Genomic DNA, 19,079 nt, shown 5'->3' on the forward strand with positions numbered 1-19,079 from the left:
AACCAGAAAGCCCCGGTTCGTCCGGGGCTTTTTGCACAGGCTGCCGGTCTGGATTAAGCGATTGGTACTGCCGGACGGATCGCGCTATTTTGACCTGGCTGGCAGTTGCTCGACGGAGCTCGATATGACCGGACCCAATCCATCGATCAAGCATCCGATCCCGTTGCACACACGCGTCGGCTTTCTGAAACCGCTGGTGACGGCGCCGAATATCGAGATCGGCGACTTCACCTATTATGACGACCCTGACGGACCCGACAAATTCGCCGAAAAATGCGTGCTGCATCATTATCCGTTCATCGGCGACAGGCTAGTCATCGGCAAGTTCTGCGCCATTGCCGAGGGTGCGCGCTTTATCATGAACGGCGCCAATCACGCCATGTCCGGCTTTTCGACCTATCCGTTCAACATCTTTGGTCACGGCTGGGAGGAAGGTTTCGACCCGGCGACATGGTCGAAGGAGGTGCGTGGCGACACAATCGTCGGCAACGACGTCTGGATCGGCATGGAAGCGGTGATGCTGCCGGGCGTGAAAATCGGCGACGGCGCTATCGTCGCGGCAAAGTCGGTGGTGACGCACGATGTGCCAGCCTATGCAATTGTCGCCGGTAATCCGGCCAAAGTGGTGAAGATGCGCTTCGATGACAGGACCATCCGGCGGCTGCTGGCGCTAGCGTGGTGGCACTGGCCGGTGGAAAAGATCAGCCGCAATCTCGATGCCATTCGTGGCAGCAACATTTTTCTTCTGGAGGCAGCGGTTTGAACGCGTTGAACAAGACCACGATCGGTATCGAATTGTTCACGCGAGCCTGGATCTTCATCCGCGGCGTGCCGGCGATGAAATTCCTGCCGCCGGAGGGACCGCCCGAGATCGCCTTTGCCGGCCGCTCCAATGTCGGCAAATCGTCGCTGATCAACGCGCTGGTCAACCAAAAGGGGCTGGCGCGCACCTCCAACACGCCGGGCCGCACGCAAGAGCTCAACTATTTCGTGCCTGGCGGATTTTCGGGAGAAGGCGCCGATCTGCCGCCGATGGCGCTGGTCGACATGCCAGGCTATGGCTACGCCACGGCACCGAAGGAAAAGGTCGACGAGTGGACGAAGCTCGTGTTCGACTATCTCAAGGGCCGGGTGACGCTGAAGCGCGTCTACGTGCTGATCGATGCCCGCCATGGCATCAAGGCCAAGGACGACGAGGTGCTGTCGCTGCTCGACAAGGCGGCGGTGTCGTATCAGATCGTGCTGACCAAGACCGACAAGATCAAAGCGGCGGGGGTACCGCGGCTGATCGAGGAAACGCTCCAGAAGATCAAGAAACGCCCGGCGGCATTTCCCTTCGTGCTCGCCACGTCGTCGGAAAAGAGCGAGGGCCTCGAGGAATTGCGTGCGGCGATCGTGCTCGCCGCCAATGGCGGATAGGCCACCGACCCTGGCAGCCTGTCAGGCGGGGCTGGAGGCCCGTTCCTGCTCTGCCAGCTGTTCGGTGCCGTAGGCCTTCAGGAACACGTCGACGCCCGACCTGACGATGTGTTCGATCTCGGCCGCACTTGGCGCCTTGGTGCGATAGGCGAATATGCACTGGCGGAAAAGACCGGCCAGACACAGCTCGGTGAACTGATAGGCGGCAAGTTCGACGTCGTCGATCTTCAGCAGGCCGCGTTCGATAGCCATGTTGAGGAAAACGACGACCCTGTCATGGCCACGCTTCGGGCCGCGTTCGTAGAACCGGGCACCAAGCTCCGGAATGCGTTCCGACGCGCCGATCACCGTCCGCTGCGCCAGGATGACCCTCGCCGAAGTGATCTTCATGGACAGCACGACGCCGAACTTCACCAGCGTCTGGCGAAGGTCGCCAATCTGGTCGAGCACTTCATACATGTTCTTGAAAATCGTGCCGCGCTCTTCCTCGATCAGCGCTTCGAACAGCTCTTCCTTATTGGCGAAGTAGACATAGATGGTGCCCTTGGACACGCCGGCCTCGCGCGTAATGTCGTTCATCGACGCGGCTTCGAAGCCCTTGTCGATGAAGACACGGCGCGCACCCTCGATGATCTGGCTGCGCTTGACCGGGTCTTGCCCCGCGGCCGGGCGGCCGCGCGGCAGACTGTCCAGCAGATCGCACTGGTCCTTGCCGGCGCTGGGCAATGGGCCTGAATCAGGCAAAGGAGCGGCCTTGGGGGCTTCGGCCATAATGTCACACCTCGTAAAATAATTCGAACCATCCGGTTCGATTGCTCTTGATATGGGCCTCTTTAAGCGCTAAGTCAACGTCGAGATCGAACCGAACGGTTCAGTCTGACGAAATTCAGCGCCAGTTAATTTAGAGAGATATCATGTCCTCGAACGCGCCCACCAGTGCCGAAGTCCGCCCGTTCCCCAGTGCCAAGGTCCAGCCTGCGATCGAAGCGCCGGAAGCCCCTCTCAAGCCCGCCGACGTCACCCCGCTGGCTCCCGCCAAGAAGAAGCGCTCGATGCGCTCGATGTTGCTGCCCATCATCGGCCTGGCCCTGCTGGGCGCCGGCGCCTGGTATGGCTATGATTACTGGACCGACGGGCGCTTCATGATCACGACCGACGACGCCTATGTCCAGGCCGACACGGCGTTCATCTCGCCAAAAATCTCGGGTTATGTCGATCAGGTCAAAGTGACCGAGAACCAGCAGGTGAAGGCCGGCGACCCGCTGCTGATCGTCGATGACGGCGACTACAAGATAGCCGTTGCCCAGGCCGAGGCGCAGATCGCCACGTTGAGCAAGACGCTCGACCGCATCGATGCCCAGACCGAGGCGGCGCGCGCCTCGCTCAAGCAGGCGCAGGCGCAGAAGACCGCCGACCAGGCCGCGGCCGATAATGCGAAGCGAGCTCAGGTTCGTGCCGCCCAGTTGCTCAAGACCCGCGTCGGTACTCAGGCCCAGTTGGACGATGCCCAGACGGCGGTCGAGCAAGCCAATGCCGCACTAGCCGGCGCCGACGCGCAGATCGCGGCGGCTCAGGCGAATATCGGCGTGCTCCAGGCGAAGCGGGCGGAATCGGCAAGCACGCTGGCCTCGCTGCAGCTTGCCCACGACAAGGCGGTGCGGGATCTGTCCTTCACCGTGCTGCGCGCACCCTATGACGGCGTGGTCGGCAACCGCTCGGTCGAGCAGGGCGACCTGATCAGCCCCGGACAGAAGCTCGCCGTCATCGTGCCAATGGACAAGCTCTACATCGTCGCCAACTTCAAGGAGACCCAGCTTGCCCGGCTGGTGCCTGGTGAAAAGGTCAGAGTGTCGGTCGACGCGATCGACGGTCAGGACATCGAGGGTACCGTGTCGTCGCTGGCCCCGGCTTCGGGAGCAGTGTTCTCGCTGCTGCCGCCGGAAAACGCCACAGGCAATTTCACCAAGGTGGTGCAGCGCGTTCCGGTTCGCATCGACGTGCCTGCCGATGTGCTGAAGACGGGCAAGCTGCGCGCCGGCCTGAGCGTCGTCGTCGCCGTCGACAGCCGCACCGCGCCTGCGGCATCGAAGTAAAGCGGAACCGGGAGCAAGGGTCATGGCGACCGCAACCCTAACTGCAGGATCGGCGCCGGCGCCAGCCATGCCGGTGCCGGTTGACCACATCTCGACACGCCGCGTCATCGCCTTCCTGGCAATGGTGTTCGGCATGTTCATGGCGATCCTGGACATCCAGATCGTCTCGGCCTCGCTGGCCGAGATCCAGGCGGGCCTGAGCGCCAGTTCGGACGAAATTCCGTGGGTGCAGACGGCGTATCTGATTGCCGAGGTGGTGATGATCCCGCTGTCGGGCTTCCTCAGCCGGATGCTGTCGACGCGGGTGCTGTTCACAATCTCGGCGGCAGGTTTCACCGCGGCCAGCGCGCTGGCGGCGACCGCAACCAATATCGACCAGATGATCGTCTACCGCGCCGTGCAGGGCTTCATCGGCGGCGGCATGATCCCGAGCGTCTTTGCAGCCGCCTTCACCATCTTCCCGCCGTCGCGTCGCGCCATCGTCTCGCCGATGATCGGCCTGGTAGCGACGCTGGCGCCAACCATCGGCCCGACCGTCGGCGGCTATATCAGCCATGCCATGTCCTGGCACTGGCTGTTCCTGGTCAACGTCGTTCCCGGCATTCTGGTGACGACGGCCGCCTGGTCGCTGATCGACTTCGACAAACCCAATCTCAAGCTGTTCAGCAAGTTCGACTGGTGGGGGCTTGCCGGCATGGCCGCCTTCCTGGGCTGCATGGAATATGTGCTGGAGGAAGGTCCCAACAACGACTGGCTGCAGGATCAGGCGGTGTTCATCTGCGCCGTCATCATGACCTTCGGCGCGGTGCTGTTCTTCTGGCGCGTGTTCACCGCCGAGGAGCCGATTGTCGATCTGAGGGCTTTCAGCAATATCAATTTTGCCTTCGGCTCGCTGTTCTCCTTCGTCGTCGGCATCGGCCTCTACGGTCTGACCTATCTTTATCCGGTGTTCCTGGGGCGGATCCGGGGCTACGATTCGATGATGATCGGCGAGGCGCTGTTCGTCAGCGGCCTAGCCATGTTCTTCACTGCGCCGATCTCCGGCATCCTGTCGAACAAGATGGACCCGCGCATCATGATGATGATCGGCTTCTTCGGCTTCGCCACGGGGACCTGGTGGATGACGCATCTCACCGCCGACTGGGATTTCTATGAACTGCTGATCCCGCAGATCCTGCGCGGCTGCTCGATGATGCTTTGCATGGTGCCGATCAACAACATTGCGCTCGGAACCTTGCCGCCGGAGCGGCTGAAGAATGCGTCTGGCCTGTTCAACCTGACCCGCAATCTCGGCGGCGCCGTCGGCCTGGCAGTCATCAACACCGTGCTGATCGACCGCAATGCCTTCCACTACGCCAGGCTCTCCGAGCACGTGCAATGGGGAAGTGCCGCTGCACAGCAGAAGCTGCAGAACATGACGCTCAACTTCGAGCAGACCGCCGGGCTCGACGCCTCCAAGGCGGCCATCTCCAAACTGTCAGGCATGGTCCAGCAGCAGGCGTCGCTGCTGTCGTTCATGGACGTATTCTTCATGCTGACGGTTTTGTTCGCGACGCTTGGGCTCTTCACCCTGGTGATCCGCAAGCCAGCCGCTCAGGGCGGCGGTGGCGTAGGCCATTGAGGCGCGCTGGATCCCCCGCCTGGCGCCCTCGCGCATGACCCCGAAAAGCGATTTTCGGGGTCATGCGCAAAATCAACCATTACGAACTCCTCTCGCGCTCCGACAAAGTCAGGGTCGCAGCCGTCCTCACGCCGTCGCCGGCTTGAAGGTCAAGGCAACGCCATTGATGCAGTGTCGCAACCCGGTCGGCGGCGGACCGTCATCGAACACGTGGCCGAGATGGCCGCCGCAGCGGCGACAATGGACCTCCGTGCGGGTCATGCCCAAAGACCTGTCCACGGTCTTGCCGACGGAATTCGGGATTTCCTGCCAGAAGCTCGGCCAGCCTGTGCCGGAATCGAACTTGGTCTCTGACGAATAGACCGGCAGGCCGCAGCCGGCGCAAGCGAAGATGCCTTTGCGGTGCTCGTTGAGCAGCGGACTGGTGCCCGGGTATTCCGTGCCCTCCTTGCGCAGCACATTGAAGGCCGCGTCGGACAGGATGGCGCGCCACTCGGCTTCGGTCTTGGTAACCTCGAAAGTCTCAGCCGCGCGTGCATCCTGGGCTCCGCCCATGCGCAGCGCGGTGGCGCCTGCGACAACGCCAATGGCTGCCGCACCACTCAAAAGAAGCTCGCGACGGTTCATGGCCATTCCTCCTGTCATTGCTTGTGCCAAATTCGACCGCCACACGGAAATCAAAAGCCGGTGACGATCGCTGTCCTCAAAGCGGGACTCCGCGCCTATCCATATCTTGCGTGAACGGCGCGGAGTGTGCGCAGGGAGGCCCTTAGTGATATCTTCGCCGGCAGCGTGCGTTTGTTACATCTTCGGCAGGAGAACCTTGTCGACGACGTGGATGACGCCGTTGGACTGCTCGACATCGGCGATGGTCACATTGGCGACGTTGCCGTTCTCGTCGGTCACGGTGACCTTGCCGCCGTCGGCCTTGAGCGACAGTTCGCAACCACCGACCGTCTTGACCTTGTGGGTGCCGCCGTCGTTCTTGACCATCTTGGCGACGTCGGCGGCCATCGCTTTGGCGCCGAGGACATGGCAAGTCAGGATCTTGACGAGCTTGTCCTTGTTTTCAGGCCTGAGCAGCGTCTCCACCGTGCCGGCTGGAAGTGCCGCAAAGGCCTCGTTGGTCGGCGCGAACACAGTGAAGGGGCCAGCGCTTTGCAGCATATCGACCAGGCCGCCTGCCTTGACGGCAGCGACCAGCGTCGTGTGGTCCTTCGAGTTGACAGCATTTTCGACGATGTTTTTCTGGGCATACATGGCGGCGCCGCCGACCTTCGGATTTTGAGCATAGGCAATGGTGGCGAGCGCGGAAATGGCGACCGTGCCGGCAAGCAAAAGGGTGGCGAATTTACGCATGATTTCAATCTCCTCTGGTTATCGTTCCCCTCATTTGGGAACGCAAGGAGATACGCGATAGAAATGCTGGAGTTTCGCCCTCTCCGCAAAAAAAATATTTGTCGCTGCAATTTGCCCGGCGCGGATCGACAGCCGCTAACAAGCTTTGCAGGCGTTTAAATCACGGGAGATAGATTTCAGGTCTGCTTCCGGAGATGAGAAGCGGTCAGATGCTCTTCAGATCGCCCGCTGCGACCACCGGTCCAGTCGGCTGGCCGGTCGGTGAACCGCCGGCAGGCTCAACGCTGACCGCAAGCACGGCGCCTTGCGCCAATTTCTCCTGGACGGCGGGCGGGATGGGCAAATGCGCGGTCGCACCGGCCGGGATGACGCCCATCGACACCGGCGCCTTCTTGCCTTCGATCATCCACAGCTCGAAGTCCTTGCCGGCGGCCCGCTCGCCGGAAACGTGGGAAAGACCGACCTCGTGACGGGCGGCATCGTAGACGACGAGATATTTGACGTCGCTGCCTTCGGCCGCCAGCGAGGCGACAAGCCGCGCCTGCGGCGGTTCGGTGGACGGGCGGAAGTAAGGCACGGCGATGTAGATCGCCAGCGCCGCAATGGCGGCGGCGGCAAGACCGCGCCAGAAGCCAAGGCTCGACCACAGGCCGGCGCGCGGCTCTGCAGCGAACAGCCGGCGGTCCAATGCTTCCTTGACCCTGATCGGAGGCTCTGTCTCCGGATAGGCGGCGGCCATCGGCGAAAGATGCGCCTCCCAGGCATCGACAAGGCGCGCGAAGGCGGCGTCCGCATCGATGCGGCGCGACGCGATCTCGCGTTCATCGGCGGCCAGAACGCCAAGAACGTATTCGGCGGCGAACAGGTCGTCGCTCCCACGTTCCGGTCCATTGTCGTCAGCCAGCGTCATCTTTCCAGGCATTCTCTCAGTTTCAACAGGCTGCGCCGCAGCCAGGTCCGCATCGTGTTCAGCGGTACGCCATAGCGCTCCGCCAGTTCGGCATAGCTTTTGCCATCCAGATAGGCGCCCCGGACGGCCGCCGCCCGGTCCTTCTCCAATTCCTTGAGACAATGGTAGATGCGTTCGGACTCACCGCCCGCCACGGCCATGGCCTCCGGCCCCGGCGCCGGATCGGCCACGTCGAGCGCGGCATCGATATAGGCGGCAGGCTCTCGCCGCGCCCTGATCCGATCGATCGCATGATTGCGCGCAATGGCCACCAGCCAGGAGATCGGGCTCAGATCCGAAACGGCGAAACGGTCCGCCTTCGTCCATATCTTGACGAAGACCTCTTGAAGCGCCTCTTCTGCATCTCCCCGATCCTTCAATACACGAAGGCAGACGCCGAAAAGTTTCGCGCTGGTCTGCCGGTAGAGCAGATCGAACGCAGCCCGGTCCTTCATCGAAGTCCGGACAATCAGGTTGCTGATGTCCTGCGGCGTCATCCGCCGCCAAATTAGGCGATTGCAATGTATTTGCAACGACTGAAATGGTCTTGCGCACCGGCAGCGCCAGCGTCGATTGCCAATGAAATCGCAGCCCGCTAGCTTGCAATGAGCGGGAGGGCGACCATGTCGATCGAGCGGGTTCTGTGGGAGCATGACGCAACCGGCCAGGCCGCACTCGTGCACAAGGGAGAGATCACACCGCAAGATCTCGTCGATGCGGCGATCGCCCGGGCCGAGGCCACCCACCCGGAGATCAACGCCATCGCCGAACCGCTCTATGAGGCGGCGCGGGCGCGGGCGAAAACCGTCGACCACAAGCTGCCGTTTGCCGGAGTGCCCTTTGCGCTGAAGGACCTCGGCGTCGCCATGAAGGGCGTGCCGACGCATGGCGGCAGCCGCATCCCGGCCTTCACCCCCGATTTCAGCTCGGTGATGACGGAACGCTATCTGGCCGCCGGCCTGATTCCGATCGCCACCAGCACCGCACCCGAACACGGGCTGAGGCTGGTGACCGAATCGGCGGCTTTCGGCATCACCCGCAACCCATGGGACACCGCGCATACGACCGGCGGTTCCTCGGGCGGTGCGGCTGCGCTGGTCGCGGCCGGCGTCGTGCCGGTGGCGCATGCCTCGGATGGCGGCGGCTCGATCAGGGTGCCTGCCGCTTGCACCGGGCTGATCGGGCTGAAAACCTCGCGAGGCCGCGTACCCTTGACGCCGCTCGTCACCGAAAGCTGGTACGGCTTCGTCGTCGACCATGCGTTGGCCCGCTCGGTGCGCGATACGGCCCTGCTGCTCGACCTGACCCACGGGCCCGACCCGCTGTCGCCCTACGCGGCACCCTCGCCGAACGGCAGTTTCACTGCGGCCGCCGGGCGCGATCCGGGCAAGCTCAAGCTCGCCTTCTATCGAAAATCGCCGCTCGGCCTGCCGATATCGGAAGAGACGTTGAAAGCTCTGGATGCGGCGATCGGGCTGGCGCGCGAAGGCGGACACAGCGTCGAGGAGATCGACCTGCCCTATATCGATCGCGATTTCATCGCCGATTTCGCCAGAACCGTCGCTGCGGCGGTGGCCGGCACGATGCGTGGCGAGGCCTTGCGCGTCGGCCGCTCCATCTCAGGCGACATCGAACGCGCCACGCGCGTGATGAGCCGGTTCGGTGAAATTCTCTCGGCCGGCGAAATCTATGCCGGCCTGCAGCGGCTGCACGCAACCTCGCGCCGGCTTATCGCCGAAACCGCGCATTATGATGCAGTGCTGATGCCAGTCATCGCGCACCCGCCGCTCGCCTGCGGCACCATGGACCCGAAAGGCGCCGACGAATTCATCGAGAATGTCCTGGACAGACTGCGCCTCGCCGGTCTGCTGAAGTTCAAGCCGCTATTCGGCCAGCTGATGGACAAGAGCCTGTGGTTCACCCACTGGCCGGCGATCCAGAACGTCAGCGGGCAACCGTCGATCACGCTTCCGGTTTACGTCACCGATGCCGGCCTGCCGCTCGGCGTCCAGGCCGCCGGCCGCCCCGGCGACGAGGAAACGCTTTTGTCGTTCGCCGCGCAGATGGAAAGGATCTCGGGCTGGCTGGGCCGACGGGCGCCGCTGCAGCGGCCGGCATAGGCGGTGATTTGATCGATCGTGACAGCAAAGCCGTTTGCCCCCTCGTCCAATTCCCGCTAAGACGCCGCCGTTCATGCCAAGCTGGGAACCACGCCGATGACGGATGTCGCCGCCACCGCCGAAATGCAGGCCGCGCTGCTTTCAAGGGCGCTGCCCTATATGCAGCGCTACGAGAACAAGACGGTCGTGGTGAAATATGGCGGCCACGCGATGGGCGACATCGCGCTCGGCAAGGCTTTCGCCCGCGACATCGCACTTTTGAAACAATCCGGCGTCAACCCGATTGTCGTGCATGGCGGCGGGCCGCAGATCGGCGCCATGCTCAGCAAGATGGGCATCGAATCCAAATTCGAGGGCGGCTTGCGCGTCACCGACCAGAAGACCGTCGAGATTGTCGAGATGGTGCTGGCCGGGTCGATCAACAAGGAGATCGTCGCGCTGATCAATGCCGAGGGCGAGTGGGCGATCGGCCTGTGCGGCAAGGACGGCAACATGGTGTTTGCCGAAAAGGCGCGCAAGACCATGATCGATCCGGATTCCAACATCGAGCGGGTGCTCGACCTGGGCTTCGTTGGTGAGCCTGTCGAGGTCGACCGCACATTGCTCGACCTCCTGGCGCGGTCCGAAATGATCCCGGTGCTGGCGCCGGTGGCGCCCGGCCGCGACGGCCATACCTACAACATCAACGCCGACACTTTTGCCGGCGCCATCGCCGGCGCCTGCCAGGCGACGCGCCTGCTGTTTCTTACCGACGTGCCCGGCGTGCTCGACAAGGACAAGAAGCTGATCGACGAGTTGACCGTGGCCGAGGCCAAGGCCCTGATCAAGGACGGCACTGTCTCGGGCGGTATGATCCCCAAAGTCGAGACCTGCATCGAGGCAATCGAGCGCGGCGTCGCAGGCGTCGTCATCCTCAACGGCAAGACGCCGCATGCGGTGCTGCTCGAGCTGTTCACCGAACACGGCGCCGGCACGCTGATCGTGCCGTGAGGCCGGGTGTCTGAGGGGCTCAAGCGTTTGGCGAAATAGCGGTCACGGACTGACGCGGCAGGCGTTCGACAACCATCGATTCTTCTTCCTCGTCTTGCGGCGCGCCCCAGAATTCGGCGAGCGTCGGGCCATTTTTCAGGCGGCGGTCGCGGACCAGAAAGCCCCAGACTTCGCGGAACCAGACGCGGCGGCCCATTTTGGTGTACCAGCGCATCGAATGCCGTTGCTCCGGATCCTTGTGGAACAGGATGCGCGCCAGCGCCTTGGGCCGCGACTGCACGGCCAGTTCGATCAGCTTGACGGCGAAGAACAGCATCCACGGCTTGAGGCGGGTCATCTGCAGGACCTGATGCTTGTAGTCCCACAGGCGGGCGTCCAGCTGGATCACCTTGCGGTCCCTGGCAATCCTGAAGAACGGCGTCCAGCGGTGGGGCGTTACATAGAGCGCCTGGATCTGGTCGGGGTCATAAGCGATCAGCTGGCGGAAGCCGCGCCAGAGGTCGCGCAAACTTTCGTCCTCGAAACCGGCCACCCAGGTCGCCATCGACAAGATGCCATTGAGGCGCAGCAGCCGTATCGCCTCGCGGTCGGATGAGGTGCTGCCGCCCTTGCGGATCAATGCAAGCGTCTGCTCGTCGGTATTTTCCATGCCAAGCAGCCAGCGGATGACGCCGGCCTGGCGATAAAGATGCAGGCTGTCGGCGTCGCGGACGATGTCGTCGGCGCGGGTGGAGCCGACGATCAGCACCGGCACATTCTCGGCGATCATCGCATCGAGAAAGGCGCGCCAGGCTTTTTTGGACGACGTCGGGTTCTCGTCGGCAAGGTTGATCAGCTCGACGCCATGCTTGCGGTATAGCCAGGCAATCTCCCGCGCGAACTTCACGGGGTCGCGGTGCCGCCAGCGCGTCCAGAAGCCGCGCTGGCCGCAATAGTTGCACAGATGCGGACAGCCTCGCGAGAACTGCATGACTACTGCGCGCTTGCCGCCCCAATAGCTGTAGCGACTGAAGTCGATCAGTTCCCAGCCGATGCGGTAATCGTCGAAATTGGCGATCGTCCTTGCCGGCCGGGTGGCAAAAGGACGGCGCACATCGTCAGCAAAAGCGATCCCCGCCACAGCCGAGAGCGGCTTGCGTTTCTCCAGCGCTTCGGCCAGCGCGACGATGGTCGCCTCGCCCTCGCCACGAACGATGACGTCGAAGGCATCCGTTTCGGCCAGTATGTCGCGCCAGTGATAGGTCGGAAACACGCCGCCATAAATCAGGATTGTCGCCGGATCGATGTGCTTGACCATGCCGGCGATCAGCAGGGCTGTCGGATGCGCAGAGGTCGAGCCGGAATGGCCGATCAGAATGCAGTCGGGATGATCGCTCAAGGCGTCCCGGACCAGCGTGGCAAGCGGCATCGGCCCGAATTCGGCATCGACGAGCCGCACCTCGTGTCCCGCGTCGATCAGCGGACCGCCCAGTGCCAGCAAACCGAGCGGCGGCAGATGGTCGTCCGGCACACGGCTGCCGATGGCGGTATGCGGCGGGTTGATCAGGACGATTTTCATGGCGGGCCTTATGCAATGGCGGTCCGCATGTCGTAGTCGGCGATCTAGTTCCGGAGATTGGCTCGCTTCAGCAGTTTGTGTGCAGCTTTTCCGCAGAAATGCCTATCGTCTGAGATGTGCAAGCGGGACATGGCCGGGCCCCTTGATGTTCTGCAGCACAAGCTGTGTGTGTACGTCGCGCACGCCTTCGAGCCGCATCAGCCGGTGCATGACGAAGGCATTGAGCTCGTCGACCGACGGCACCATGACATGCAGCAGGAAATCGTAGTCTCCAGTCATCGTCCAGCACGACGACACCTCGTCCATGCGCTGCACGGCGGCGATAAAGGTTTCGGGTGAGCCGTCGCTGTGGGTTACGAGGCGCACCTGGATGAACACTTCGACCATCAGCCCGACGGCGCGGCGGCTGAGCACCGCAGCAAAGCCCTTTATGATGCCCGCCTGCTGAAGGGCCTCGAAGCGCCGCGCGCAAGGTGTCGTCGACAGCCCAATCTCCTGCGCCAATTCGGAGACCGGCTTGCGCCCGTCGCGCTGCAGGATGTCGAGCATCTTGATCTCGAATTCATCAAACTGAGGCATTTTCACTCTCCCAAAGCTCGATCGTGGAGTCTTTTACCTCCAACCCCGCATTTGAGCCACCATCAAAGCTGATTTGCCTCGCGCCATCCCGCTAGAATTTCCGGCAATCCGCTGATCATGATTTCCAGGGAGAGCAAGCCATGACAATGAACGTTGCCGACTATGCCCGCGAATGCGCGGCGCGAGGCCTTCGCGGCGATTATTCGGTCTGCCGTGCCGATTTCACCGTGGCGCAAGGCTACAATTATAGCGACGAAGAACAGGCGGTGTGGCGTACGCTGTGCGACCGCCAGACGAAGCTGACCAGGAAGCTCGCCCACCACTCCTACCTCGACGGCGTCGCGGCACTCGGTCTTCTCGATAAGATCCCGGATTTCGGTGCGGTCAGCGAGAAGCTGCGCAAGTTCACCGGCTGGGAGATCGTCGCCGTGCCGGGGCTCATTCCCGCCGCGCCGTTCTTCGACCACCTCGCCAACCGCCGGTTCCCAGTCACCAACTGGCTGCGAACCCAAAAGGAGCTCGACTACATTGTCGAGCCCGACATGTTCCACGATTTCTTCGGTCACGTGCCGATCCTGACGCAGCCGGTCTTTGCCGATTTCATGCAGATGTATGGCAAGAAGGCCGACAGCGTGATTGCGCTCGGCGGCGACGAGATGATCACCAGGCTTTACTGGTACACCGTCGAATACGGGCTGATACGCGAGCCGGGCCAGCCGCTGAAGGCTTTCGGCGCCGGGCTTATGTCATCCTTCACGGAGCTTCAGTTCGCGGTCGAAGGCGGTGAGGCGCACCATGTCCCCTTCGACCTGGAAACCGTGATGCGCACCGGCTACGAGATCGACAAGTTCCAGCGTGCCTATTTCGTGCTGCCGTCGTTCGCCGCCCTGCGTGATGCTTTCGAGACCGCCGATCTTGCGGCGATCGTGGCGCGCCGCAAAGGCGAGCCAGCGCTCGACCCGGCGAGCCTATAGGCTGTCGGCTGTTTCCAAAGCCTCGGCCTTCAGCCGGGCCAGCTGGTCGCGCTGAAGGTCGAGTGACGCCGTGACGAAGCGCAGGATCGTGGCGAGTTCAGTGTCGCTGAATGTGGCGATCACCTTTTCCCCCTCCTGCGCGATCGCGCCATAATAGCGCGCCGATAGTTCTCGCGTGAGTTCCGTCGCCTCTATGACCACCTTGCGCCTGTCCTCGAGGCTGCGCGTTCGTGTCAGCAGGCCGCGTGTCTCCAGCCGGTCGATCAGCGCGGTGACCGCGGCCGGCGTCAACCCTGTTGCGGCAGCGACCTCGCCAGCCGATCGCGGGCCGCCATAGAGCAGCGCCAGGCAATGGCGTTCCGCCATACTCAGCCCAAGCCTATCGCCCACTGCCTCGTCATAAGCCTGCGTCGCGTCCTGCCAGCCCATAATGGCAAGGCTGATGGCGGTCTTCATGTCGGCCCGATTCATGCTTGACGAATTTATTTCGACCATCTAACTATCAATCTGCCTAACATTACGGCCATTATAGTAATATGCTGCATCAGGCGCAAGGCAAGGCCTATCGCAGCCTGCAAGGAGTGAAACATGAATCAGACCCCAACGCGCGGCCTACTCACACCGGCCGAGGAGTTCAAATATGCCAAGCTGGCGATGGAGTGGTATGGCTGGGGCTCTCCCATTGGCCTTGGCATCGCTCAGGTCGCGCTGGCGGCGGCCGCCCTGCTGTTCCGCATCGCCATCTTCGGATTTTGACAGTCTGGGCAGCGGCGCGGTTGAATGCAGCAGAAGGCTTAAGGCCGAGCTCAGGCGGCTTCGGAAATATCGCGGTCGATGATCGACAGATTGCGGCCGCGATGCTTGGCCTCGTAGAGCCGCTGGTCGGCGGCGCGCATTAGCTCCGACACTGCGGCGTCTCTGCCGCAGGTGATGCCGCCAATACTGACTGTCAGCGGAACCGTTCGTTCGTCGACGGGCCGGAAACGGATACGCTCGACTTCACGCCGGATGCGCTCGGCGACGCGCCTGGCCTCGTGTTCGGTGGCACCAATCAGAAGGGCGCAGAATTCCTCGCCGCCGATGCGGCCAAGCACGTCGCCGCTGCGCACGCCACGCTCTATCGCATTTGCGATCAGGAGCAGGGCATCGTCGCCGATCAGATGGCCGTAGCTGTCGTTGATGGTCTTGAAATGGTCGGCATCGACAATCAGCAATGCCCCGCGATCGGATTTGCGCCGGGAGCCGTCGAGAGCGGCAAAGAAACTTTCGCGGTTGAGCATGCCGGTCATGTCGTCGCGGCTCGCCTTTTCCGCCAAGCGCCTGTGCGCGGCGGCGAGTTGGGCATGGGCGCGGGCGAGCTCGCGATGCGCGGTCTGCAACCTTTCGCCCTGCCAGAACGTATAGGCGCCGACGCTCCAGGCAAGCGCGAGCGGGCACACGGTGGATGTCAGCCAGATGGTGCGGTTGATCGGAAACCCCATTGCCGGCACGACGATCAGCGTCAGCAAAAGCGAGACCGCGACGGAGGCGAAAGCGATGGCGGCAGACTTTAGAAATATGCGATTCATCGCTTGCTCCCACTGGTCCGTCTTGGTTCCAGCAAAGCGCTGAATGTCACCTTTCGGCGATGCTTAAGATTTTAATCATGGCGCCATTTTTACCACCCAGGGCGCGCATAGGTTGTGGATAAACCTCCTGTTAGAAAGATCGTTTCGTGCCATAAGGACGTATGACCACGCTTCCCGACCCCGCCCGCTTTGCCCATGTCACCGACTGGGTGTTCGATCTCGACAACACGCTTTATCCGCATCATTCGAATCTGTTCTCGCAGATCGATGTGAAGATGACCGCCTACGTCGGAGAATTGCTGACGCTGCCGCGCGAGGAAGCACGCAAGCTGCAAAAGGAGCTCTACCGCGAATACGGCACGACGCTGAACGGATTGATGACGCGCCACGGCATCGACCCCGACGATTTTCTCGAGAAAGTGCACGACATCGATTATTCCTGGCTGGTGCCCGATCCCGTCCTCGGCACCGCCATTCGCCAGCTTCCCGGCCGTAAATTCATCTTCACCAATGGCGATCGCCGGCATGCCGAACGCACCGCGCGGCAGCTGGGCATTCTCGAGCATTTCGACGATATTTTCGATATTGTCGCAGCCGGACTGAACCCCAAGCCGGCGCGGCAATCCTATGAGAAATTTGCCGAACTCCACGCCGTTACCGGGCAAAATGCGGTGATGTTCGAAGATCTTGCCCGCAACCTGTCGGTGCCGAAATCGCTGGGCATGACCACGGTGCTGGTGGTGCCACGCAATTTCGAGCCGACCTTCTCGGAAATCTGGGAACGCGACCCGGCCAACGAGGACGATGTGGACTTCGTCACCGACGACCTCGCCGGCTTTCTCACGGCGATCGTGGAAGTCCCTGCTTGAGGCAGCCGGCGCGCTTCAAGTCCTTGCTTGCATTTCAAAGTTTATAGAAGCGGCTGACGATCCCCCAGGCCTCGTCGGCGGTGTCGACGAAATCGATGATATCCTGGTCGCCGGGCGTGATCGTGCCTTGCTCGGCGAGGAAATCGAGGTCGATCGCCCTTGCCCAGAAAGCCTTGCCGAACAGAATGACCGGCACACGTTCCATGCGGCCGGTCTGGATCAGGGTCAGCGTTTCGAAGAACTCGTCCATCGTGCCGAAGCCGCCGGGAAATACCGCAACGGCCTTGGCACGCATGACGAAATGCATCTTGCGGACCGCGAAATAGTGGAAGTTGAAGCAGAGTTCCGGCGTCACGTAGGCGTTTGGCGCCTGCTCGTGTGGCAGCACGATGTTGAGACCGATCGAAGGCGCGCCAACATCGTCGGCGCCACGATTGCCGGCCTCCATGACACCCGGCCCGCCGCCGGTCACCACGACGAATTCGCGATAGTACGAGGTGGCCGACTGCTGTGAGCAGAGGCGGGCGAATTTGCGCGCCTCCTCGTAATATTTGCTGTTTTGCTCGAGGTTCTTCTTCTGCGTCTCGTTCTTGGCCGCCCAGGCTTCGCCGCCGGGCTCGGGAATGCGGGCGCCGCCGAACAGGATGACGGTCGATTGAATGCCGCGCTCGGCCAGGATCATCTCCGGCTTCAGCAGTTCGAGTTGCAGCCTGACCGCGCGCAACTCGCGCCGCGTCATGAAATCGGGGTCGTTCCAGGCCAGCCGATATGTCTCCGCGCGCGTTTGCGGCGTGTCCGGCACGCTTTTCGACCGCTCCAGATCCTCGTCCGAATGCGGCAGCGGCGTCCATCCCGCCTTTTCCATGGGAGTCATATTTGCTTTACCCGTCCAATCATTCACTTGCGCCGTCCCGTGACGCTGCCGCGATTGACCCTCCCCAAGCCTTCACATAGGGTCCGCGCGACTTTCAAACAGGTTAAGGCGCCGGCCCTTAACAGCTTGGTAATGGAGCGAATTCATGTCGAAGCCCGATCTCGCGAGCCTCGAGGAGATTATCGAGAACGCCTTCGAGGAACGCGACACGATTTCGACCGCAACCCGCGGCGAGACGCGCGAGGCCATCCAATCGGCGCTCGACCTGCTCGACCGGGGCGTCGCCCGCGTCGCCGAGCGGCAGGCCGACGGCAAATGGCACGTCAACCAGTGGCTGAAGAAGGCGGTGCTGCTGTCGTTCCGGCTCACCCCGATGGAGATCATAAAGGGTGGTCCCGGTCAGGCGGTATGGTGGGACAAGGTGCCCTCGAAATTCGACGGCTGGAGCGCCGTCGATTTCGAGAAGGCGGGCTTCCGCGCCGTGCCGTCGTCGATCGTGCGCCGCTCCGCCTATGTCGCGCCCGGCGCCGTGCTGATGCCGTCCTTCGTCAATGTCGGCGCCTATGTCGACAGCGGCACCATGGTCGACACCTGGGCTTCGGTCGGCTCCTGTGCCCAGATCGGGAAGAATGTGCATCTGTCGGGCGGTGTCGGCATCGGCGGTGTGCTGGAGCCGATGCAGGCGGGTCCAACCATCATCGAGGACAATTGCTTCATCGGCGCCCGTTCCGAAGTGGTCGAAGGGTGCATCGTTCGCGAAGGCTCGGTGCTCGGCATGGGCGTCTTCATCGGCCAGTCGACCAAGATCGTCGACCGCGCCACCGGCGAGATCTTCTACGGCGAGGTGCCGCCTAATTCCGTCGTCGTCGCCGGCTCGCTGCCGGGCAAGCCTTTTCCAAACAACGAGCCGGGCCCCAGCCTCTACTGCGCCGTCATCGTCAAGCGGGTCGACGCCAGAACCCGTTCCAAGACATCGATCAACGAATTGCTGCGCGATTGATCTTTCCCCACGAATACGGACGGAATTCGCTTGCCTGACAGATCAGACCTCATCTGGCTTTTCTTCAGAACTTCGGGCCGCGTCAGCCGCGCGGCCTATTTTCTGGGAGGACTGCTGGTGGCCATCATACAGGCCCTCCCACTCTACCGTTTCACGCTGGTTCCGGAAGGCACTACCGAGAGCAACATGTGGTCGTTCATTTTCTTCATCGCCTTCATTGCCTCGCTTTGGTCGAACGTGGTGCTGGCGGTGAAGCGGTTGCATGACCTCGACAAGCCGGGTGTTGCGGCGCTGGTGCTGTTCGTGCCGGTTGTCTCGATTATCGCTTTCCTCGTGCTTTGCCTATTTCCCGGGCAGCCGGGACCCAACCGCTACGGCAAGCGCACCAACGCACCGGCCGAACCCTGAGCGCCGATCGGATATTTCGTCATGCGCTACCGCTCGCTTGATTCGAAACTGATCCTCGAAACCGCCGAACGGCTGGAAGAGCGCGTCGCCGAGCGTTTTCCCGATGCCGGCTTGCGCGGCGTCGCCGCCGAGCTCGTGTCGCTGTCGCGCGATCTGGCAAAGGCAGCCAAGGCGCTGGAGGCGCCGATCTGGTGGCTGCGCGGCCTCATCATCGCCGCCTTCGTCGTCGGAGCGCTGATGTTCCTGTTCGTCGGCACAATCCTGCCGCTCGGCCGCATCTCGGGAAACCACGATGCCTTCCAGTCGATGCAAGGCATCGAAGCCTCCCTCAACATGATCATCCTCGCGGTGCTGGGCTTTCTGGCCCTGATTCGCTCCGAGGAGCGGATCAAGCGCAAGCGGGTGTTTCGCCAGCTCCACGGGCTGCGTTCGCTGATCCACGTCATCGACATGCACCAGCTGACCAAGGATCCGGCAACGCTTTCAGCCAGTTTCAAGCCGACTGCGCATTCGCCAGCCCGCATCACCAACGCCGCCGACCTTGCCCGCTATCTCGACTACTGCTCCGAAATGCTGTCGATCACCGGCAAGATCGCCGCGCTGTTCGCGCAATCTGACCGTTTGACGGGTCGAGCTAGAGTCGGATCGCCCTCGTCTTTCCCTTGAGGCCTGAACGGATACCCGGAGTTCGGCTCCGA

At 62.4% G+C, this 19,079-nt stretch carries 22 protein-coding genes; 12 read left to right on the top strand and 10 right to left on the bottom strand.

All coding sequences use genetic code 11. The features are described 5' to 3' along the window. The first annotated feature begins 124 nt into the window (after positions 1–124). Both NKI97_RS29910 and yihA read left to right on the top strand, forming a co-directional pair. Positions 125–763 (top strand): CatB-related O-acetyltransferase, encoded by a 639-nt coding sequence (locus tag NKI97_RS29910; RefSeq protein WP_352452996.1) that lies wholly within the window; start codon positions 125–127, stop codon positions 761–763. Then, entirely contained in the window at positions 760–1,419 is a 660-nt protein-coding gene (gene yihA / locus NKI97_RS29915; protein ID WP_031193748.1) for a ribosome biogenesis GTP-binding protein YihA/YsxC, read from the top strand. Before NKI97_RS29910 ends, yihA begins: the two co-directional genes overlap by 4 nt. 21 nt (positions 1,420–1,440) lie before the next feature. Here the strand turns inward: yihA and NKI97_RS29920 are convergent, their stop codons facing one another. Next, positions 1,441–2,190 (bottom strand): TetR/AcrR family transcriptional regulator, encoded by a 750-nt coding sequence (locus tag NKI97_RS29920; protein WP_352452995.1) that lies wholly within the window; start codon positions 2,188–2,190, stop codon positions 1,441–1,443. 143 nt (positions 2,191–2,333) lie between these two features. Between NKI97_RS29920 and NKI97_RS29925 the strand changes: the two genes are divergently transcribed. Beyond that, positions 2,334–3,512, top strand: coding sequence for an HlyD family secretion protein (locus NKI97_RS29925; protein ID WP_352837992.1), 1,179 nt, complete (start codon positions 2,334–2,336; stop codon positions 3,510–3,512). A gap of 67 nt (positions 3,513–3,579) precedes the next feature. After that, positions 3,580–5,133, top strand: a complete 1,554-nt coding sequence (locus NKI97_RS29930) for a DHA2 family efflux MFS transporter permease subunit (protein ID WP_352453017.1) — start codon at positions 3,580–3,582, stop codon at positions 5,131–5,133. A gap of 126 nt (positions 5,134–5,259) precedes the next feature. Here NKI97_RS29930 and msrB read toward each other — a convergent pair whose 3' ends face one another. The 4 genes from msrB to NKI97_RS29950 form a co-directional block, all read right to left on the bottom strand. Further along, on the bottom strand, positions 5,260–5,760 hold the full coding sequence (gene msrB, locus NKI97_RS29935; RefSeq protein ID WP_023677487.1) for a peptide-methionine (R)-S-oxide reductase MsrB: 501 nt from the start codon (positions 5,758–5,760) through the stop codon (positions 5,260–5,262). A gap of 174 nt (positions 5,761–5,934) precedes the next feature. Next, the gene (locus NKI97_RS29940; protein ID WP_352452993.1) at positions 5,935–6,492 is read right to left on the bottom strand and encodes a fasciclin domain-containing protein; all 558 of its coding nucleotides are present in this window, start codon (positions 6,490–6,492) and stop codon (positions 5,935–5,937) included. A 205-nt stretch (positions 6,493–6,697) separates the two neighbouring features. Beyond that, positions 6,698–7,402, bottom strand: a complete 705-nt coding sequence (locus tag NKI97_RS29945; protein ID WP_352453016.1) for an anti-sigma factor — start codon at positions 7,400–7,402, stop codon at positions 6,698–6,700. After that, a complete protein-coding gene (locus NKI97_RS29950; protein ID WP_023677484.1) occupies positions 7,399–7,938 on the bottom strand; it encodes a sigma-70 family RNA polymerase sigma factor in 540 nt (179 codons plus the stop codon). The genes NKI97_RS29945 and NKI97_RS29950 overlap by 4 nt, the downstream gene beginning before the upstream one ends. A 126-nt stretch (positions 7,939–8,064) precedes the next feature. Here NKI97_RS29950 and NKI97_RS29955 point away from each other — a divergent pair, with 126 nt between their 5' ends. Beyond that, a complete protein-coding gene (locus tag NKI97_RS29955; protein WP_352837994.1) occupies positions 8,065–9,561 on the top strand; it encodes an amidase in 1,497 nt (498 codons plus the stop codon). Positions 9,562–9,657: 96 nt separating this feature from the next. Then, on the top strand, positions 9,658–10,551 hold the full coding sequence (argB, locus tag NKI97_RS29960) for an acetylglutamate kinase (RefSeq protein WP_023677482.1): 894 nt from the start codon (positions 9,658–9,660) through the stop codon (positions 10,549–10,551). Between the two features lie 19 nt (positions 10,552–10,570). Here the strand turns inward: argB and bchE are convergent, their stop codons facing one another. Continuing rightward, the gene (gene bchE / locus NKI97_RS29965) at positions 10,571–12,109 is read right to left on the bottom strand and encodes a magnesium-protoporphyrin IX monomethyl ester anaerobic oxidative cyclase (protein ID WP_352452991.1); all 1,539 of its coding nucleotides are present in this window, start codon (positions 12,107–12,109) and stop codon (positions 10,571–10,573) included. 102 nt (positions 12,110–12,211) lie between these two features. Then, positions 12,212–12,688 (bottom strand): Lrp/AsnC family transcriptional regulator, encoded by a 477-nt coding sequence (locus NKI97_RS29970; RefSeq protein ID WP_023677481.1) that lies wholly within the window; start codon positions 12,686–12,688, stop codon positions 12,212–12,214. 140 nt (positions 12,689–12,828) lie between these two features. Between NKI97_RS29970 and phhA the strand changes: the two genes are divergently transcribed. Continuing rightward, positions 12,829–13,662, top strand: a complete 834-nt coding sequence (gene phhA / locus NKI97_RS29975; protein ID WP_352452990.1) for a phenylalanine 4-monooxygenase — start codon at positions 12,829–12,831, stop codon at positions 13,660–13,662. On the opposite strand, the gene NKI97_RS29980 is transcribed toward phhA, so the two are convergent. Further along, entirely contained in the window at positions 13,657–14,157 is a 501-nt protein-coding gene (locus NKI97_RS29980; RefSeq protein WP_352837996.1) for a MarR family winged helix-turn-helix transcriptional regulator, read from the bottom strand. The two genes, phhA and NKI97_RS29980, sit on opposite strands and share 6 nt — an antisense overlap. A gap of 93 nt (positions 14,158–14,250) precedes the next feature. Between NKI97_RS29980 and NKI97_RS29985 the strand changes: the two genes are divergently transcribed. Further along, positions 14,251–14,418, top strand: a complete 168-nt coding sequence (locus tag NKI97_RS29985) for a hypothetical protein (RefSeq protein WP_352452988.1) — start codon at positions 14,251–14,253, stop codon at positions 14,416–14,418. 50 nt (positions 14,419–14,468) lie between these two features. Here the strand turns inward: NKI97_RS29985 and NKI97_RS29990 are convergent, their stop codons facing one another. Further along, the gene (locus NKI97_RS29990) at positions 14,469–15,230 is read right to left on the bottom strand and encodes a GGDEF domain-containing protein (protein WP_352568520.1); all 762 of its coding nucleotides are present in this window, start codon (positions 15,228–15,230) and stop codon (positions 14,469–14,471) included. A 161-nt stretch (positions 15,231–15,391) separates the two neighbouring features. Here NKI97_RS29990 and NKI97_RS29995 point away from each other — a divergent pair, with 161 nt between their 5' ends. Then, on the top strand, positions 15,392–16,099 hold the full coding sequence (locus tag NKI97_RS29995; protein WP_023677476.1) for a pyrimidine 5'-nucleotidase: 708 nt from the start codon (positions 15,392–15,394) through the stop codon (positions 16,097–16,099). A gap of 34 nt (positions 16,100–16,133) precedes the next feature. Here the strand turns inward: NKI97_RS29995 and NKI97_RS30000 are convergent, their stop codons facing one another. Further along, positions 16,134–16,973, bottom strand: coding sequence for an LOG family protein (locus NKI97_RS30000; protein ID WP_023718198.1), 840 nt, complete (start codon positions 16,971–16,973; stop codon positions 16,134–16,136). Between the two features lie 145 nt (positions 16,974–17,118). Here NKI97_RS30000 and dapD point away from each other — a divergent pair, with 145 nt between their 5' ends. From dapD to NKI97_RS30015, 3 genes are read left to right on the top strand one after another with little or no spacing between them, the layout of a single operon-like run. Further along, positions 17,119–17,973 (top strand): 2,3,4,5-tetrahydropyridine-2,6-dicarboxylate N-succinyltransferase, encoded by an 855-nt coding sequence (gene dapD / locus NKI97_RS30005; RefSeq protein ID WP_023677474.1) that lies wholly within the window; start codon positions 17,119–17,121, stop codon positions 17,971–17,973. A 30-nt stretch (positions 17,974–18,003) separates the two neighbouring features. Next, on the top strand, positions 18,004–18,381 hold the full coding sequence (locus tag NKI97_RS30010) for a DUF805 domain-containing protein (protein ID WP_023677473.1): 378 nt from the start codon (positions 18,004–18,006) through the stop codon (positions 18,379–18,381). Between the two features lie 21 nt (positions 18,382–18,402). Continuing rightward, on the top strand, positions 18,403–19,047 hold the full coding sequence (locus tag NKI97_RS30015; protein WP_352452987.1) for a hypothetical protein: 645 nt from the start codon (positions 18,403–18,405) through the stop codon (positions 19,045–19,047). The last annotated feature ends 32 nt before the right edge of the window (positions 19,048–19,079 follow it).

Source organism: Mesorhizobium sp. M0296 (genome assembly GCF_040321675.1).
Classification (GTDB): domain Bacteria; phylum Pseudomonadota; class Alphaproteobacteria; order Rhizobiales; family Rhizobiaceae; genus Mesorhizobium.

Excerpts from the sequence above, each read along its gene's own strand:
- NKI97_RS29980 (WP_352837996.1), bottom strand. The coding sequence starts at position 14,157 with ATGGTCGAAATAAATTCGTCAAGCATGAATCGGGCCGACATGAAGACC.
- argB (WP_023677482.1), top strand. The coding sequence starts at position 9,658 with ATGACGGATGTCGCCGCCACCGCCGAAATGCAGGCCGCGCTGCTTTCA.
- NKI97_RS29970 (WP_023677481.1), bottom strand. The coding sequence starts at position 12,688 with ATGCCTCAGTTTGATGAATTCGAGATCAAGATGCTCGACATCCTGCAG.
- NKI97_RS29955 (WP_352837994.1), top strand. The coding sequence starts at position 8,065 with ATGTCGATCGAGCGGGTTCTGTGGGAGCATGACGCAACCGGCCAGGCC.
- NKI97_RS29910 (WP_352452996.1), top strand. The coding sequence starts at position 125 with ATGACCGGACCCAATCCATCGATCAAGCATCCGATCCCGTTGCACACA.
- NKI97_RS30000 (WP_023718198.1), bottom strand. The coding sequence starts at position 16,973 with ATGACTCCCATGGAAAAGGCGGGATGGACGCCGCTGCCGCATTCGGAC.
- NKI97_RS29925 (WP_352837992.1), top strand. The coding sequence starts at position 2,334 with ATGTCCTCGAACGCGCCCACCAGTGCCGAAGTCCGCCCGTTCCCCAGT.
- NKI97_RS29995 (WP_023677476.1), top strand. The coding sequence starts at position 15,392 with ATGACCACGCTTCCCGACCCCGCCCGCTTTGCCCATGTCACCGACTGG.
- dapD (WP_023677474.1), top strand. The coding sequence starts at position 17,119 with ATGTCGAAGCCCGATCTCGCGAGCCTCGAGGAGATTATCGAGAACGCC.
- NKI97_RS29985 (WP_352452988.1), top strand. The coding sequence starts at position 14,251 with ATGAATCAGACCCCAACGCGCGGCCTACTCACACCGGCCGAGGAGTTC.
- NKI97_RS29945 (WP_352453016.1), bottom strand. The coding sequence starts at position 7,402 with ATGACGCTGGCTGACGACAATGGACCGGAACGTGGGAGCGACGACCTG.
- NKI97_RS29930 (WP_352453017.1), top strand. The coding sequence starts at position 3,580 with ATGCCGGTGCCGGTTGACCACATCTCGACACGCCGCGTCATCGCCTTC.
- msrB (WP_023677487.1), bottom strand. The coding sequence starts at position 5,760 with ATGAACCGTCGCGAGCTTCTTTTGAGTGGTGCGGCAGCCATTGGCGTT.
- NKI97_RS29940 (WP_352452993.1), bottom strand. The coding sequence starts at position 6,492 with ATGCGTAAATTCGCCACCCTTTTGCTTGCCGGCACGGTCGCCATTTCC.
- NKI97_RS30015 (WP_352452987.1), top strand. The coding sequence starts at position 18,403 with ATGCGCTACCGCTCGCTTGATTCGAAACTGATCCTCGAAACCGCCGAA.
- NKI97_RS29990 (WP_352568520.1), bottom strand. The coding sequence starts at position 15,230 with ATGAATCGCATATTTCTAAAGTCTGCCGCCATCGCTTTCGCCTCCGTC.
- NKI97_RS29920 (WP_352452995.1), bottom strand. The coding sequence starts at position 2,190 with ATGGCCGAAGCCCCCAAGGCCGCTCCTTTGCCTGATTCAGGCCCATTG.
- phhA (WP_352452990.1), top strand. The coding sequence starts at position 12,829 with ATGACAATGAACGTTGCCGACTATGCCCGCGAATGCGCGGCGCGAGGC.
- NKI97_RS29950 (WP_023677484.1), bottom strand. The coding sequence starts at position 7,938 with ATGACGCCGCAGGACATCAGCAACCTGATTGTCCGGACTTCGATGAAG.
- bchE (WP_352452991.1), bottom strand. The coding sequence starts at position 12,109 with ATGAAAATCGTCCTGATCAACCCGCCGCATACCGCCATCGGCAGCCGT.